The organism is Flagellimonas lutimaris, from assembly GCF_051494225.1.
GTDB classification, from domain to species: Bacteria; Bacteroidota; Bacteroidia; order Flavobacteriales; family Flavobacteriaceae; genus Flagellimonas; species Flagellimonas lutimaris_A.
On record NZ_JBNPYE010000001.1, the window covers coordinates 242228 to 257440 of the forward strand.

At 41.7% G+C, this 15213-nt stretch carries 12 protein-coding genes; 5 read left to right on the forward strand and 7 right to left on the reverse strand.

The genetic code is table 11. The features are described from left to right. Positions 1-174: 174 nt before the first annotated feature. The 3 genes from ACQQ5U_RS01045 to ACQQ5U_RS01055 all read right to left on the reverse strand — a co-directional run bounded on the left by ACQQ5U_RS01045 (position 175) and on the right by ACQQ5U_RS01055 (position 1924). A complete protein-coding gene (locus ACQQ5U_RS01045) occupies positions 175-762 on the reverse strand; it encodes a hypothetical protein (RefSeq protein WP_437395066.1) in 588 nt (195 codons plus the stop codon). A gap of 103 nt (positions 763-865) precedes the next feature. Beyond that, the gene (locus ACQQ5U_RS01050) at positions 866-1306 is read right to left on the reverse strand and encodes a carboxymuconolactone decarboxylase family protein (RefSeq protein ID WP_437395067.1); all 441 of its coding nucleotides are present in this window, start codon (positions 1304-1306) and stop codon (positions 866-868) included. A 66-nt stretch (positions 1307-1372) separates the two neighbouring features. Continuing rightward, a complete protein-coding gene (locus ACQQ5U_RS01055) occupies positions 1373-1924 on the reverse strand; it encodes a Crp/Fnr family transcriptional regulator (RefSeq protein WP_437395068.1) in 552 nt (183 codons plus the stop codon). 237 nt (positions 1925-2161) lie between these two features. On the opposite strand from ACQQ5U_RS01055, the gene ACQQ5U_RS01060 reads away from it, so the two are divergent. The 4 genes from ACQQ5U_RS01060 to ACQQ5U_RS01075 all read left to right on the forward strand — a co-directional run bounded on the left by ACQQ5U_RS01060 (position 2162) and on the right by ACQQ5U_RS01075 (position 8502). Then, positions 2162-2563 carry a hypothetical protein gene (locus ACQQ5U_RS01060; protein WP_437395069.1) on the forward strand — a complete coding sequence of 134 codons (402 nt, stop codon included), beginning with the start codon at positions 2162-2164 and terminating at the stop codon, positions 2561-2563. 146 nt (positions 2564-2709) lie between these two features. Next, positions 2710-3792: an efflux RND transporter periplasmic adaptor subunit gene (locus ACQQ5U_RS01065; RefSeq protein ID WP_437395070.1), complete on the forward strand. Its 1083-nt coding sequence runs from the start codon at positions 2710-2712 to the stop codon at positions 3790-3792. Between the two features lie 23 nt (positions 3793-3815). Then, positions 3816-7085, forward strand: coding sequence for an efflux RND transporter permease subunit (locus ACQQ5U_RS01070; RefSeq protein WP_437395071.1), 3270 nt, complete (start codon positions 3816-3818; stop codon positions 7083-7085). Continuing rightward, positions 7045-8502, forward strand: a complete 1458-nt coding sequence (locus ACQQ5U_RS01075; RefSeq protein WP_437395072.1) for a TolC family protein — start codon at positions 7045-7047, stop codon at positions 8500-8502. Before ACQQ5U_RS01070 ends, ACQQ5U_RS01075 begins: the two co-directional genes overlap by 41 nt. A 142-nt stretch (positions 8503-8644) precedes the next feature. Here the strand turns inward: ACQQ5U_RS01075 and ACQQ5U_RS01080 are convergent, their stop codons facing one another. From ACQQ5U_RS01080 to gndA, 4 genes are all read right to left on the reverse strand, one after another. After that, positions 8645-9040, reverse strand: coding sequence for a hypothetical protein (locus ACQQ5U_RS01080; RefSeq protein ID WP_437395073.1), 396 nt, complete (start codon positions 9038-9040; stop codon positions 8645-8647). 39 nt (positions 9041-9079) lie between these two features. After that, positions 9080-11110, reverse strand: coding sequence for a S9 family peptidase (locus ACQQ5U_RS01085; protein WP_437395074.1), 2031 nt, complete (start codon positions 11108-11110; stop codon positions 9080-9082). Positions 11111-11227: 117 nt separating this feature from the next. Beyond that, positions 11228-12079: a ChaN family lipoprotein gene (locus tag ACQQ5U_RS01090; RefSeq protein ID WP_437395075.1), complete on the reverse strand. Its 852-nt coding sequence runs from the start codon at positions 12077-12079 to the stop codon at positions 11228-11230. Positions 12080-12090: 11 nt separating this feature from the next. Then, complete coding sequence (gndA, locus tag ACQQ5U_RS01095; protein WP_437395076.1) at positions 12091-13500, reverse strand: NADP-dependent phosphogluconate dehydrogenase; 1410 nt, start codon at positions 13498-13500, stop codon at positions 12091-12093. Positions 13501-13664: 164 nt separating this feature from the next. On the opposite strand from gndA, the gene zwf reads away from it, so the two are divergent. Beyond that, the gene (gene zwf, locus ACQQ5U_RS01100) at positions 13665-15197 is read left to right on the forward strand and encodes a glucose-6-phosphate dehydrogenase (protein WP_437395077.1); all 1533 of its coding nucleotides are present in this window, start codon (positions 13665-13667) and stop codon (positions 15195-15197) included. The last annotated feature ends 16 nt before the right edge of the window (positions 15198-15213 follow it).

The following is a 15213-nucleotide window of genomic DNA, read 5'->3' on the forward strand; positions in this document are numbered from 1 at the left end:
GTGCAAAAAAACTATCGATTCGAGTGAAACTCCAAAGGAGTTTTGTATCGAGAATAGGTTTTTGATTTGAAATTAGTCAGTTCGAGTGATTTTTTTTGAAAAATCGTATCGAGAACCAGAATTTCGATCATAACTCACAATGGGTAATAAAATATAAACCTTTAAGGCGGTTTCCTAATCAATTAGTTCAAAAGATTCGGCAATCGTTTTAAAGGTTTTTTCATGTTCCATCTTTTTGTCTTTCAGGGTCCATGCCATAATCATATACACCCTGTCGCCACCCTCAACAAAGGTCAAAAAATAGGAAATTTCGTTGGCAACCCCCTCTATATTGGCATCCAGCTCCATAGTTTCAGCATCCAACCCATGTATTTTTATGGATTTTGGTTTGGTTTTACGGTTGATTTCTGTAGTTCGAGAAAGTATTCTTAATCTGGCGTCCCGATAATTCTGCATGATGGAAAGTTCATCATCATATTGGTTTAAGTCCCGATATACTTCCTCAAAACCAGCTTTGGGTTCGTCAATAACAAGAAGGTACGCCTCTTTGAGCAGACTTTGATATTGCAAGGAAGCTTCTTCGTTTAACCCAGTGGTACCTTGCATAAAACGAGGGATACTTATTTGATATTCATTATTGATCGCAACGGTATTAAAATCCTTGGCCATGGCGTCCGAACCGTTTTTCTTTTCCTCGGAGTTTCTACATGAGGTATATGAAAGTGTCAGCAAAACAACTAAAAAAGTAAGTCTGGTTCCCATAGCAAAGTTTTGATGTTTTGTGGAATACTAAGATAGAATTTTATGGGTTCGAATAAAAACAAGAGGCCCAATTGGGCCTCTTGAGGTTCACTGCATCAAGTGTTTAACTCTGTAAAGGTTTGTGAGTACTTATTGCAATGCGGTTCCAAGCATTTATAATTACAATGGCCATGATGATTTGAGAGAAATAATGCTCATCAAAAAGTTTTGTGGCTTTTTGGTAGGTTTCTTGGCTCAATCCATTTTCATGGATCATGGTGATTTCTTCAGTAGCTTTTAAAATCACTCTTTCTTCTTCAGAGAACAGGTCTGTCTCCCACCAAGCATCCAATAAAAACAATCGCTTTGGTTTTTCCCCCATTCTAATGGCTTCCTTAGTGTGCATGTCTATGCAAAAGGAACACCTGTTGATTTGTGAGGCTCTTGTTTTTATCAATTCATAGTGGATCTTGTCTAGCGTACTCTGTTGGATGTAATTTTCGAGCCCAAGCATAGCTTTAATGGCCAATGGTTCCGATGCATCAATTTGAATTCTTGTTTCCATGATTATATTTTTTTATTAGATTGATGCTAAGGTAGCTAGGGGAAAAAACAGAAAACTTAAACAGGTTTAAGAACGCTTTTTAGCCCGAATTTCACTCACATATTCAGGGGTCAAACCTAAAAAAGAAGCAATTAAATATTGGGGTACACGCTGGGCAAACTCAGGAAAATGCTCCGTAAATTGAAGGTAAATGTCTTCTTTGGACAAATCGTAGAGGTGTTTCATTTTATGTAAGGATGCTCCATATCCTATCTGATGTATTATTCTGAAATAGCGTTCAAGTATGGGAAACTCACGGTACAATTGCTCTTGTTTACCGTAAGTAATTGATAGAACTTTGGTATTTTCTACCGCTTGCATATTAAAATCGGTGTTAGTTCGATTGTGATGGGCCAAAAAATCCGTCAACCACCATCCTTCCAATGCAAATTGAACGGTCCGTTCAGTCCCTTTCTTAGAAGTAAAGTACATGTGGAGACAACCTTCCATTACAAAATAGGTATGGCTACATAAATTGCCTGCCTGCATTATTAAATCCTTTTTGTTTAAATCAAGTTCATCAAAATATGAAAGGACTTTGGGGAAATCTGCATCTTCAAGAGAAACAAATTTTCTCATATGGATGAGTAGTGGATGGTCGGTAGTCTTCAAAATAGAATTTTCTTTTTTAACTTAAATAGTGTTCTTATAAAATGGTATTTGAAACTGAATTTCAAAACACAGATTGTTTATTTATGATTTTAACCTGTGTTTACAAAATTTTCATCAAGAATAATAGCCAATAAATAAAATTTAACCAATATTAACAAGTACTATTTGTGTGAATAGTTTGGGTAAGCTAGTTTTGTTCCCCAAATGAAAAAGGCATTTGCAAAATATGTGTTTCCTCTATTCATCCTGTTATTGGGAGGGTTCATTAATTTATATGCTGATTCGCAAGAAACTTCCTTTGCCGAAAATGCCTGTTATCTACAAAATTTAGAAAATCAGCGTTCCTACGCTTCGTTCAATGCGATACAATTGGGCCTGGAGAAAAGGCATTGCGCAGAGATTGATATTGAAGAACAAGAAGAACGTGAGGAAGAAGTAGCATCACATAGTTTTTCTTTAACGTATGGCAGTTCTTTGACTGCCAATTTTTTTGACCCTTCTTGGGGCCAATTGTTTTTGGAATCTAACACCAATTGCGGGTTGTCACGACCCAAATCCGCTTCATCCTTAAAGAAGCACGTTAGATTTCAGGTATTCCGAATTTAGAATTTTACTTTTTGTGAATTGAGCTTTGGGTTCTTTCGCAAACTTCTACAACCCTTTGGGTAACAATCAATAACCAAGGGTAGGTCCCTTTATGCGGATTCGGACTTCCCTTGACCATTTCTAAACATTTTTAAACCAATAAAATTATGAGGAGATTTTCCATCTTCATCGGCTTGTTTGTGGTATTGAGCTATACAAGTTGCGAATCCAAAAAACACGAAAACAAGGAAGAAACCAAGTATCTGGTATCAAGTCCCATTCAAAAGGATACTTCAATTACTAAAGATTATGTATGTCAAATCCATTCCATTAGACACATTGAACTTAGAGCTTTGGAAAAAGGATACCTACAGCATATTTATGTGGATGAGGGGCAACATGTGAAAAAAGGACAGCAAATGTTCCACATAATGCCCAATGTGTACGAGGCCGATCTACAAAAAGCCAAAGCAGAGGCAGAGGTTGCTGAAATTGAATACAAGAACACCAAACTCTTGGCAGATGGCGATGTAGTATCTGCAAACGAACTGGCCATGGCCAAAGCAGAATACGATAGGGCCAAAGCAGAGGTTAGTTTGGCGGAAACCCATTTAGGGTTTACAGATATCCGAGCTCCGTTCGATGGGATAATGGACCACCTGGAAGCACGGGAAGGAAGCCTTTTGGATGAGGGAGAACTATTGACCAACCTTTCCGATAACTCCAAAATGTGGGTCTATTTTAATGTTCCCGAGTCCGAGTACCTGGATTATATCATTAGTGCCAAAAAGGATGAAAAACAAGAGGTTGAACTTTTGATGGCAAACAACAAAAAATTCAACCAGCCCGGTGTCGTTGAGACCATTGAAGGTGAATTCAACCACGAAACAGGGAACATTGCCTTTAGGGCAACCTTTTCCAACCCCGATGGTATTTTAAGGCATGGTGAAACGGGAAGCATCTTAATGAGGGTGCCGTTGGACAAAGCCATGCTTATTCCACAAAAGGCAACTTTTGAAGTACTGGACAAGAAATACGTGTTTGTTATTGATGAGAACGATACAGTACAACAGCGTGAAATTGAGGTAGGCGCCGAACTTCCACACCTATTTGTAGTGGAAAAAGGACTCTCGTTAAATGACAAAGTGCTCTTGGAAGGCATCCGTATGGTTAAAAGTGGAGAGAAAATTCACTACGATTTTGAGAAACCGGAATCCATACTGTCCAATCTTGAGCTGTACACTGAGTAACAATCCCATAATCTTTAGTTATTATGTTTAAAAAATTTATACACAGACCTGTATTGGCCATTGTGATTTCGGTCATAATTGTGTTTACGGGACTGTTGGCCATAAAGCAACTGCCCATATCGCAGTTCCCCCAAATTGCGCCTACAACGGTAAATATATTTATAGCCTATCCAGGTTCTAGTGCCGATGTATTGGTAAAATCCACCCTAATTCCCTTGGAAACCTCGATTAATGGGGTGCAAGGTATGCGGTATATCGCTTCTGATGCAACCAGTGCAGGGGAAGGAACCTTAAGGGTAATCTTTGAACCGGGAACGGACCCTAATCAAGCTGTGGTTCGGGTAAAGACCCGGGTAGACCAGGTAATGCCGTTATTACCGGAACTAGTGCAACGGGAAGGAGTGGTTATTACTCCTGTGCAGCCCAGTATGTTGATGTATGTTAACCTGTATAGTGACTCCAAGAACAATGATGAAAAGTTTTTGTACAACTATGCATACACTAAAATGATTCCTGAAATCCAGCGGATAAATGGAATAGCAAGTGCCAAGATTCTGGGTAGCCGTAAGTTCGCCATGCGGGTTTGGCTTAAACCAGACCGAATGCGAGCTTATAATGTTTCTGCAGAAGAAATTCTGGAGGCCATGGAAGAGCAAAGTATCCTGGCCAGGCCGGGACGTTTAGGTAGAAGTTCTGGTAAGAAAGCACAATCGTTGGAATATGTTTTGGTTTATCAAAACAGGTATAATGAACCGCAGCAATACAAGGATATTATTATTAAAGCCAATGAAGATGGGGAAATCCTAAAACTTGGGGACGTCGCCGATGTGGAACTCGGAAGTGAGTTCTTTGATATCTATTCCAACTTGGATGGAAAACCATCGGCATCCATAGTATTAAAACAGACCTTTGGCAGTAACGGTAGCGATGTTATCAAATCCGTTAAGGAAAAATTGGATGAACTTGAGGCCGATATGCCACCAGGTATCGATTATAAGATCAGTTATGATGTATCCAATTTCTTGGATGCCTCAATTGATCAAGTACTGCATACCCTTCGAGATGCCTTTATCTTGGTGGCCATTGTGGTGTTCTTGTTCTTGGGTGATTGGCGCTCTACGTTAATCCCGATTATTGCCGTGCCCGTCTCCCTTATTGGTGCATTCTTTGTGATGCAGCTCTTTGGACTATCCATCAATCTGATTACACTGTTTGCTCTCGTATTGGCCATCGGTATTGTGGTAGATAACGCCATTGTGGTAGTAGAGGCCGTTCACGTGAAGATGGAAGAGGAAAACCTCACACCCTACAAAGCATCTTATGAGGTATTGGGTGAAATTGGTGGGGCCATTATTGCCATTACCTTGGTAATGACCTCGGTGTTTATCCCTATATCCTTCATGACAGGACCAGTCGGGGTTTTCTATAGGCAGTTTTCCATCACCATGGCAGGTTCCATTGTAATATCGGCTATAGTAGCTCTCACATTGACTCCAGTGCTCTGTGCTATGATGTTGAAGAACACCCATGGCAAACCAAAACGGAAATCTCCCGTAAACCGATTTATTGATTGGTTTAATGGCAGGTTCGAGAAACTCACGGGACGCTACGTCGGGGTGCTGAACAAAATTGTAAATCGAAGAGTGGTCACTTTTGGACTTTTGCTGGCATTCTGTGCCGGTATTTTCTTTACCAACCAAGTGTTGCCCGCCGGATTTATACCCAATGAAGATCAAGGGATGATCTATGCCATTATCCAGACCCCTCCGGGTGCCACTTTGGAACGAACCAATGAGGTGGCCCGAAAACTCCAAGCCATTTGTGAAGAGACCGAAGGAGTAGAATCTGTTTCCTCCTTGGCAGGGTATGAAATCATGACAGAGGGTCGTGGTTCCAATGCAGGTACCTGTCTCATCAACCTAAAACCATGGTCAGAGCGGGAGCATTCAGTCCACGAGATCATGGAAGAGTTGGAAGAAGAGACCAAGGACCTTGGTGCGGTAATCGAATACTTTGAACCACCAGCAGTTCCTGGTTTTGGTTCTTCTGGAGGTTTTGCCATGCGTTTGTTGGACAAGACCAATGGTACCGATTACCATGAGTTTGAGCGAATCAACAACGATTTTATGGATGCCTTGCGAGAACGTAAGGAACTGGCAGGTTTGTTTACGTTCTATGCCGCCAATTATCCGCAATATGAGTTGAAAATCAATAATAAGGCCGCCATGCAGAAGGGAGTTTCCATAGGAAGAGCAATGGAAAACCTCAACATTCTTATCGGTAGTACCTATGAGCAAGGTTTTATCCGTTTTGGGCGATTCTTTAAGGTATATACTCAAGCAGCACCGGAATATCGTGGATTGCCTTCCGATTTGGAAAAACTCTTTGTAAAGAACGAAGAAGGCGAAATGGTTCCTTATTCTGCATTTATGACCATGGAGAAAAAACTGGGTCCCAATGAGGTAACTCGATATAACCTCTACAATTCTGCAGCCATTCGTGGATTACCAGCAGCAGGGTATACCAGTGGCGATGCGATTGGTGCTATAAAAGAAGTGGCGGAGCAAACCTTGCCTCGAGGCTACGATATTGCTTGGGAGGGACTTTCCTATGATGAGGCGCAACGCGGAAATGAATCCATTTACATATTTATTGTGGTGCTCATATTCGTGTATTTAGTGTTGGCCGCCCAGTACGAAAGCTTCTTGTTACCATTGGCGGTAATCCTTTCACTTCCTGTTGGGGTGTTTGGTTCTTTTATGTTGTTGAAGGTTATGGGATTGTCCAATGATGTATATGCCCAGATTGGTATGATCATGCTAGTGGGACTTTTAGGTAAAAATGCCGTATTGATCGTGGAGTTTGCCGTTCAAAAACATAGAGAAGGCATGCCCATACTGGAAGCAGCCATTGAAGGCTCCAAACAACGTTTTAGGCCTATTTTAATGACATCTTTTGCATTTATCGCCGGTTTGATACCCTTGGTGGTCGCTTCAGGTGCAGGAGCCATTGGTAACCGTACCATTGGTGGTTCTGCCTTGGGAGGTATGCTCATCGGAACCATTTTCGGTGTTTTATTGATACCAGGATTATACTATGTATTTGCAAAAATGGCCGAAGGCAAGAGTCTTATTAAAGATGAACATGATGAGCCAATGTCAGAGGAGCTCTTCAAAAATAATGACACTGAAAGCAAATTGCGCGCTCGTTTGCGTGAGGTGAACAAACTTTTGAAAAAAATGACCACAAGAAATGGAAAGAAAAAGAAAAATGGTGACCAAGATGAAGCATAGAAAATCACTTTTAATTGGAATGATAGCGGTGGTGGCCTTTTATTCTTGTGTGCCAACCCGTGAAATCAGAGACGAGAACATCGCCGTTCCTGAAAATTACCAAAACCAGTCAGTGGACACCGTGAATACTGGATTGGTGCAGTGGAAGGATTTTTTTAGGGATCCTAATCTCATTGCTCTTATTGACACTGCTCTTGTAAAGAACCAAGAGCTCAACATTATGTTGCAACGAGTAGATATGGCCAAGAATGTAATTCAGGCCAAAAAGGGTGAGTATTTGCCCTTTGTGAACCTTCAAGCAGGTGCGGAAGTTGAAAAAGTAGGTGAATATACCCGCCATGGTGCCGTGGAAAAGAACCTGGAAGTTAAGGAAGGCGAAGAGTTCCCAGAGCCCCTGACCAATTATATGGTTGGGGCCTATGCAACATGGGAACTGGATGTTTGGAAGAAACTGCGCAATGAGAAAAAGGCTGCGGTTTTCGAATATTTATCCAGTGTGGAAGGCAAGAACTTTATGGTGACCAATCTGGTAGCTGAAATTGCTGATTCCTATTATGAGTTGATGGCTTTGGACAATCAAATGGTAATAATTGACCAAAACTTGGAGATTCAGCAGAATGCATTGCGAATGGTTAAGTTACAAAAGCAAGCTGCAAGGGCCACGGAATTGGCTGTTAAGCGTTTTCAGGCAGAGGTAATGAAAAACCGAAGCCATAAATATGAAATCCAACAGGAAATAGTGGAGGTAGAAAACCGATTGAACTTTTTGATTGGTCGTTCACCACAGCATATTCAAAGAGAGTCCGATAACTTTATCGATACATCCATTGATACCATTTATGCGGGCATACCTTCGCAATTGTTACAGAACCGCCCCGATGTGCGTAGCGCCGAGTTTGAATTGGCGGCGGCCAAGTTGGATACCAAAGCGGCTAAAGCCAATTTTTATCCACAGTTCACAATTAAGGCAGGTTTAGGTCTGGAAGCTTTTGATACTAAATACCTTACTACTACGCCAGAATCTGTTTTGTATTCTGCGATTGGAGATATGATAGCTCCTTTGATTAACAGAAATGCAATCAAGGCGCAGTATAAAAATGCTACAGCTCGACAGTTGCAAGCGGTGTACGAATACGAAAAGACCATTTTGAATGCCTATATCGAAGTGGCAAACCAGTTATCCAATATCGATAATCTGAAGAAGAGTTATGAATTGAAAGATGGTCAAGTACAGGCATTAACGGAATCCATAGACCTGTCCACACGTTTGTTCCAGTCTGCTAGGGTGGAATATATCGAAGTGCTTTTGGCACAACGTGAGGCGTTGGAATCCCGCATGGAACTGGTGGAGACCAAAAAGGACCAGATGCTGGCTCAGGTAAATATGTACCGCGCCTTGGGCGGTGGCTGGAATTAAAACCCCCAAATCGATAGTTTTACCTACTGGCTTGGCTATTGATTTACCCAAAGTGAAACCCCATTTACTTTTGTAAATGGGGTTTTTAATGTTTGAAAGATGTTTTTATAAAGATTTCAACCTACGATGGACATATACATTCTTAGTCGTGGGTAATTTTCTCTTGTGAAAAAAATTGATTCAGATTATGGCACATATCATCTAAAACATCGGTTATTTCTTCAATGAATTCTTCATCCTTTTCTGTGCGATTGATGGTCAAGTGGATAACAATGGACTCAGGATTCGGTGGATAACCAGTGGTGATGGTCCAACATAGGGCATTAGGGCATTCCAGTAAGGCAAAGCGACACCCTCCCTTTATTTTGCTTCTACTCAATGTAAATTCTCCCCAAATCCCACCAATATGCGCTTCCTTTTCACTGGGTTCGTCCAAATTGAAGATTTCTGTGCTAATCTTGTCCAGATTGGCCAGCGTTAAAAAACTGTGTAAATTTTCTTCCGTAGTTTTTAATTTGACCGTTCTGAAAAATTCCATGAGGGCGCTCTTTTTATTTATATATGCGTATGGATTACACTATTCTTTGTCCTTGTATTTATCAAACCAAGCCAGTACACTGGCAATCTTGGCAATCAAATTACTGGGTTTGTTGGCAATGCCGTGACCAGCTCCGGGTATACGTACCATGGCAGTTTCCACATTTTCTAGCTTTAGCGCTGCATAGAATTGTTCCGATTCGGCAATGGGGGTACGGTAATCTTCTTCCCCGGTCAATAACATGGTAGGCGTGGTCACATTGCCCACATAGGTTAGGGGAGAGCGTCTCCTATAGTTCTCTGGGTCTTCCCAAGGTTTTTTGCCGAACCAATATTTGGAGAAAAACTGAACACCATCTGCATAAAGCACAAAACTGGTCCAGTTAATGACGGGTTTGGCCACTACTGCTGCTTTAAAACGGTCTGTTTTCCCCACGATCCAAGCAGTGAGCACACCACCTCCGGAACCACCGGTAACAAAAAGCTGGTCCTCATCGACATAGCCTTTTTTGAGTAGAGCATCAACGCCCGACATTAGATCTTCGTAATCGTGGTTGGGATAGTCGTGATGAATTAAATTTCCGAATTCCTCACCATAGCTGGTACTTCCACGAGGATTGGTGTAAAGAACGACGTAACCCTCGGCGGCGTACGCTTGAATCTCAGCAGAATATACTTCGCCATAACTGGTAAACGGGCCACCGTGTATCTCAAGAATCATCGGGTATTTTTTGGAGGGGTCAAAATCGGGAGGGGTTACCACCCAACCTTGAATTTTGCGCTGGTCATAGGAGGACTCCCACCACATTTCTTCAACTTTTCCCAATTTTTTAAAGGAGAATAGGTCATCGTTTACGGCAGTCAAACGCTTAGTGCTTCGAGTATCTGCGACGCCTAGATCGGATGGATGGCTGGTATCACCTAGGGTATATGCAAATTTGTTGTTGGAAGAAGCCGAAAAGCTGGCAGCGTTATAAGGTCTGCCCAAAGATAGACCGCCAAGTCCTTCAGTAATATTATCAACTTTACCGGTTAGGCTCATGGAGGCTAATTTGCCCACACCTTGGTCGGTATAACTAAAATATAGTCCATTGCCCTTACTGTTCCATGCCATGTCTTCCACATCGCGGTCAAAATCCTCGGAAATCAATTTAGAATCTGTCCCATCGGAATTCATCACATATAGTTGGGTGATTTGATAGCCTTGTAATTGGTCATCATATCCCAAATAGGCGATTTTAGAGCCATCAGGAGACAATACTGGATGACCGTCAGGGCCATAGCGATCAGTTAGAGAGGTGATTTTACCATCATTTACGTTGATACGATAAATTTCGCTATCGGCAGGTTCTTGCTCTTCATCTTTATGGAAATTGGCACTAAAATATAGGTGCACATTATCCTTGGCCCAAATGGGACCTCCGTGGTCAAATTCCGAGAAGGTAAGTTGCTTTGGAGTGCCTCCACTAATGGGCAATGTAAACAGTTGAGAGTTACCTCCTTTGTAGTAGCCTGCACCATCTCCGCGGTAGTTCATTTTATCAATATACTTGGGTGGTTTGTTCCATTTGGCACCTTCTGGTTTCCCGGGCATTTTTATAATGGATTTGTTGGCTTCGGGTACAAACATGTTAAATGCTACATATTTATCATCATAAGACCAGGACACTGCCCCTGGTGATTTAGGTGTATTGGTCAAGGCCATGGTTTCCTTGGTGTCCAACCACATAAGGTAGAGTCTCATTTTATCATCCGCCATATTGGACTTAAAAACGATTTTTGAGCCATCGTGGGACCATTTTGGAGCAAAGTCATTGTGGTTTCCAGTGGTCAGCGGACGGTTGTTGGAGCCATCAAAATTTACAATCCAAAGGTTGGAAAGATTGCGATCGGTCATTACATCCTTAAAATTCCGAACGTAAACGATTTTGGACCCATCGGGAGAAATCTGTGGGTCGGAAACATATTCCATATTGAAGATATCCAACAATTCTAGATTGGATTCTACTTGACCAAAGGTCAAAGGAACGGAGGCTACAAAAAGTAACAGGGTACCTAGTAGTTTTTTCATAGGGTTAGTTATTTAGTTTCTTAAAAATAAGCAAATTATCCCTTGTTGTAATATCCGAATGAAAAAGTAGTTTTATGGATTAAATGTCAGGACGACAGTTAGAGGTGACGGTTCGTATTAATAGGTAGTAGTCATATTTTGATCTACACAGATAATAAAATCGGCAATATCCTTATTTTCATCTTCAAGCTTGTGAACATTTTCCTGCGTTACTGTAGAAATGGTACTATACTTCAATTCGGGGCGGTCCAATTGCAAATACCAAAGAATTCCCTCGTAGTCGTTGGAATGGTAGGCTCCATTGTAATGCAAAAACAAAGAACCTTCCTTGTAATTCTGAAGTATAAAATGGGCCATAGTAGCATCTTTGATGGCCTGGGCCATTACCAAAGTGGGACTACCGTGGTCGCCCATCATTTTTAGTATATTTTGATATCCTGGCAATTCTGCATCGTAAGTAATGGGCAAAGGAGCAATCCATTCTTTTTCTTGCGCTGGAAGTGAATCCAAAGCTTCAAAACCACCTTTGTACACCATGCTGGCATAGCGCCTGGGTACGTTAGAAGCCACAAAAACAAGGCTGTTGTCTTTTGCAAAATCAACCAATGGGGCGTAATCGGTCTTATGGTTGTTCCAGAGCCGTGCTGTGGAATCCAGAGCTTTGTAGTCTATTTTACTTGATAAATAATCATTGAGTTCATCTTGGTTGTCGGCCTCGATCATTTCTGCACCCAAAATAAGTGGTCTTTTGGCGTGCAAGTCAGCCGTAAGCTCGTATTGCAGCCAATGCGCAATAGGATTGTTGTGCAACTCACCGAAGAGAACCATATCCTTTTCCCCCAAAGTCTTCAACATTCTTTTGTAGGAGACTTTTTTGCCTTTGCTGTTGTAGATGACGTAGGGTTCCTTTTGGCCTGATGCGGTCAAGAGGGTTAGGGTGAGAGTTAGAAGTAGAACAAGGTTTTTCATTTCAATAAATTTTAACCCTCCCACTCCGTATGGAAAATACCTTTGCGGTCCATGCGCTCATAGGTGTGCGAGCCAAAATAGTCCCGTTGTGCCTGAATCAAGTTTAAGGGCAAACGACTACTGGTGTAGGCATCAAAATAGGTAAGTGCATTGGAAAGTCCGGGTAATGGAATTCCGTTGGTAGCTCCGTAGCTTACCAATTCTCTTGCAGCATCCACCGTGTTTTGTACTTTCTCCACAAAAGAAGGGGAAAGCAACAAGTTCTGTAAATTTTCATCAGCTTGGTAGGCTTCGGTAATATCGGCCAACATCGCGGCACGGATAATACAACCGGCTCGCCAAATTTTGGCAATTTCACCGAGTTCCAGCTCGTAGCCATACTCGTTGGAGGCATCCGCCAATTGGTGCATTCCCTGCGCGTATGTGATGATGAAGGCAAAATACAATGCTTGCTCCGCTTTTACCGTAAAATCGTCCTTGTCCACAGCTTTTGGTGTGGGGCGGTCGTACAATTCATCCGCTTTGACGCGTTCGGATTTTAGGGCGGATATTTCACGCATGCTCACCGCAATATCGATGGTTGGTACTGGGATACCCAAATCCATGGCGTTCTGGGACGTCCATTTTCCCGTTCCCTTTTGTTTGGCCTTGTCCAGAATCATATCCACAAGGTCGTTGTCCGTCAAATCATCTTTTTGTTCAAAGATTTCCGAAGTGATTTCCACCAAAAAGGACTGCAAACGGCCTTCGTTCCATGCCGCATAGGTTTTGTGCAGTTCACCATTGGTGAGTCCTCCCGCTTTTTTGAGCAGGTCGTAAATTTCGGAAGTCAACTGCATCAAACCGTATTCAATGCCATTGTGTACCATTTTAACGTAATTTCCTGCGGATTTTGGCCCTAAATACGCTACACAGGGTTCTCCTTTATATTTTGCGGAAACCGCTTCAAAAATGGGTTTTACATGCTGGTAAGCTTCTTTGGAACCACCAGGCATAATACTTGGACCTTTTCGGGCCCCTTCGGCACCGCCTGAAACCCCAGCACCGAAAAAGTTGATGCCTTTTTCCTTTAAGTATGCTTCACGACGATCCGTATCGGTATAAAATGAGTTTCCACCGTCAATAATAATGTCTCCTTCATCTAAGTGGGGCAATAATCCTTCGATTACGCTATCCACAATTTTTCCAGCAGGCACCAATAACATAATTTTTCGTGGAGTGGTCAACGACTGCACAAAGGTTTTTATATCCGAAGAGGCATTCACTTTTGAGGTATCACCACCTTCGTTGATCAATGCGTTTACTTTTTCTTCATCCAAATCATTTCCAAATGCAGTAAAACCATTATCAGCCACATTTAAAATAAAATTACGTCCCATTACCCCAAGGCCCACAAGGCCAAAATCATACGTATCTGCCATTATATATTTTTCTTCTTCTTTTGATGTTAAGACAACCCTAAGGTTGTGATTTCTTGAAATACGAACCTAAAATAAACCTTATATTCGTGATGCTCAAAAATAAGGACTCTATATTGAATGTATTTTGTTCTTATGGGCAGAATCTGCCAGAAATTGGAAATACTATGAAAAAGACAGAGAATCAGATGCTCGTTATTTTTGGAGCATCGGGTGATTTGACAGCTAGAAAGCTAATGCCATCTTTATTTAATCTATACTTGGCCAATCAATTGCCAGAAAATTTTGTCGTTTTGGGGGTTAGCCGAAGCGACCTATCGGATGAGGCTTTTCGTGACAGAGTGGTTTATGAAAGTGAATATTTAAAAGAAAAAACCAAAGACCTCAAGGATAGTGAAGTAAAGAGCTTTGCGGACAAACTTTATTACGAGGACTTAGGAGATAGCTATGATACGGATTATAGCGCATTGCGAAAGCGAGTGGAGGCCTTAAAAGAAAAACATAGTGTCTCGGGCAACATCATTTACTACCTTTCTACACCTCCCACATTATACGAAACTATAGCACACAATTTGTCCGATGCGGGTATGAATACCCAAAACAATGGATGGAAAAGATTGGTTGTGGAAAAACCTTTTGGGTATAGTTTGGAGACTGCTAAAAAGTTGAACAAGGGACTTCACAATTATTTTAAGGAGCACCAGATTTACAGAATCGACCATTATTTAGGGAAAGAGACCGTCCAGAACCTATTGGTGACTCGTTTCTCGAATAGCATTTTTGAACCGCTTTGGAATCGTAATTACATACAACATGTAGAAATCACCAATGCAGAAAGTGTTGGTGTAGAAAAGCGCGGGGGATATTATGATAAATCCGGGGCCTTGCGAGATATGTTCCAGAATCACTTGTTGCAGATTGTTTCTTTGGTTGTCATGGAGCCTCCGATTGGTGCAGATGCCGAAGAAATCCGAAATGAAAAAGTAAAGGCTTTAAAGTCTTTGCGTATTATGACGGATGAAAAGGAACTTTTTGAAAATACGATTCGAGCACAATATGTTGCCTCTAAGGTAGGCGGTAAAAGAGTGAAAGGATATAGAGAGGAAGACGATGTGGACCCGAATTCTACTACGGAGACCTATGCGGCCATCAAGTTTTATGTGGATAACTGGCGTTGGCATGGGGTTCCGTTTTATGTGCGGACGGCCAAAAGAATGCCTACAAAGGTGACAGAAATTGTAATTCATTTTAAAAAACCGCACCACCAAATATTTAAAGGGTCCGAAATGCAGGAAATGGATAACAAATTGATTATCCGTATCCAGCCTGATGAAGGAATCTTAATCAAGTTCGGGGTTAAAGTTCCCGGACAAGGGTTTAAGGTGGAACGTGCCAACCTTGATTTTTACTACTCTAGTTTGGCAGAAACCTATGTTATGGAAGCATACGAACGTTTATTATTGGATGCCATGCAGGGAGATGCCACCTTATATGCACGTGCCGATGAGGTAGAAGCAGCTTGGGAGTTTGTAGACCCTATTTTAAACTACTGGAAAAATGGTAAAGATGTTCGTGTCTACGGTTATGCTGCAGGAGCTTGGGGACCAGAAAATGCGGATAATTTGATTGAAGACGAGGGGTATTGGAGGAATCCCAGTGAGAATTTAGCGGATGACCCAGGATATTGTGTGATTTGTTAGGAGTTAGGAGTTAGGA

Excerpts from the sequence above, each read along its gene's own strand:
- ACQQ5U_RS01090 (WP_437395075.1), bottom strand. The coding sequence starts at position 12,079 with ATGAAAAACCTTGTTCTACTTCTAACTCTCACCCTAACCCTCTTGACC.
- ACQQ5U_RS01055 (WP_437395068.1), bottom strand. The coding sequence starts at position 1,924 with ATGAGAAAATTTGTTTCTCTTGAAGATGCAGATTTCCCCAAAGTCCTT.
- ACQQ5U_RS01060 (WP_437395069.1), top strand. The coding sequence starts at position 2,162 with ATGAAAAAGGCATTTGCAAAATATGTGTTTCCTCTATTCATCCTGTTA.
- ACQQ5U_RS01045 (WP_437395066.1), bottom strand. The coding sequence starts at position 762 with ATGGGAACCAGACTTACTTTTTTAGTTGTTTTGCTGACACTTTCATAT.
- ACQQ5U_RS01050 (WP_437395067.1), bottom strand. The coding sequence starts at position 1,306 with ATGGAAACAAGAATTCAAATTGATGCATCGGAACCATTGGCCATTAAA.
- gndA (WP_437395076.1), bottom strand. The coding sequence starts at position 13,500 with ATGGCAGATACGTATGATTTTGGCCTTGTGGGCCTTGGGGTAATGGGA.
- ACQQ5U_RS01080 (WP_437395073.1), bottom strand. The coding sequence starts at position 9,040 with ATGGAATTTTTCAGAACGGTCAAATTAAAAACTACGGAAGAAAATTTA.
- ACQQ5U_RS01085 (WP_437395074.1), bottom strand. The coding sequence starts at position 11,110 with ATGAAAAAACTACTAGGTACCCTGTTACTTTTTGTAGCCTCCGTTCCT.
- ACQQ5U_RS01065 (WP_437395070.1), top strand. The coding sequence starts at position 2,710 with ATGAGGAGATTTTCCATCTTCATCGGCTTGTTTGTGGTATTGAGCTAT.
- ACQQ5U_RS01070 (WP_437395071.1), top strand. The coding sequence starts at position 3,816 with ATGTTTAAAAAATTTATACACAGACCTGTATTGGCCATTGTGATTTCG.
- ACQQ5U_RS01075 (WP_437395072.1), top strand. The coding sequence starts at position 7,045 with ATGGAAAGAAAAAGAAAAATGGTGACCAAGATGAAGCATAGAAAATCA.
- zwf (WP_437395077.1), top strand. The coding sequence starts at position 13,665 with ATGAAAAAGACAGAGAATCAGATGCTCGTTATTTTTGGAGCATCGGGT.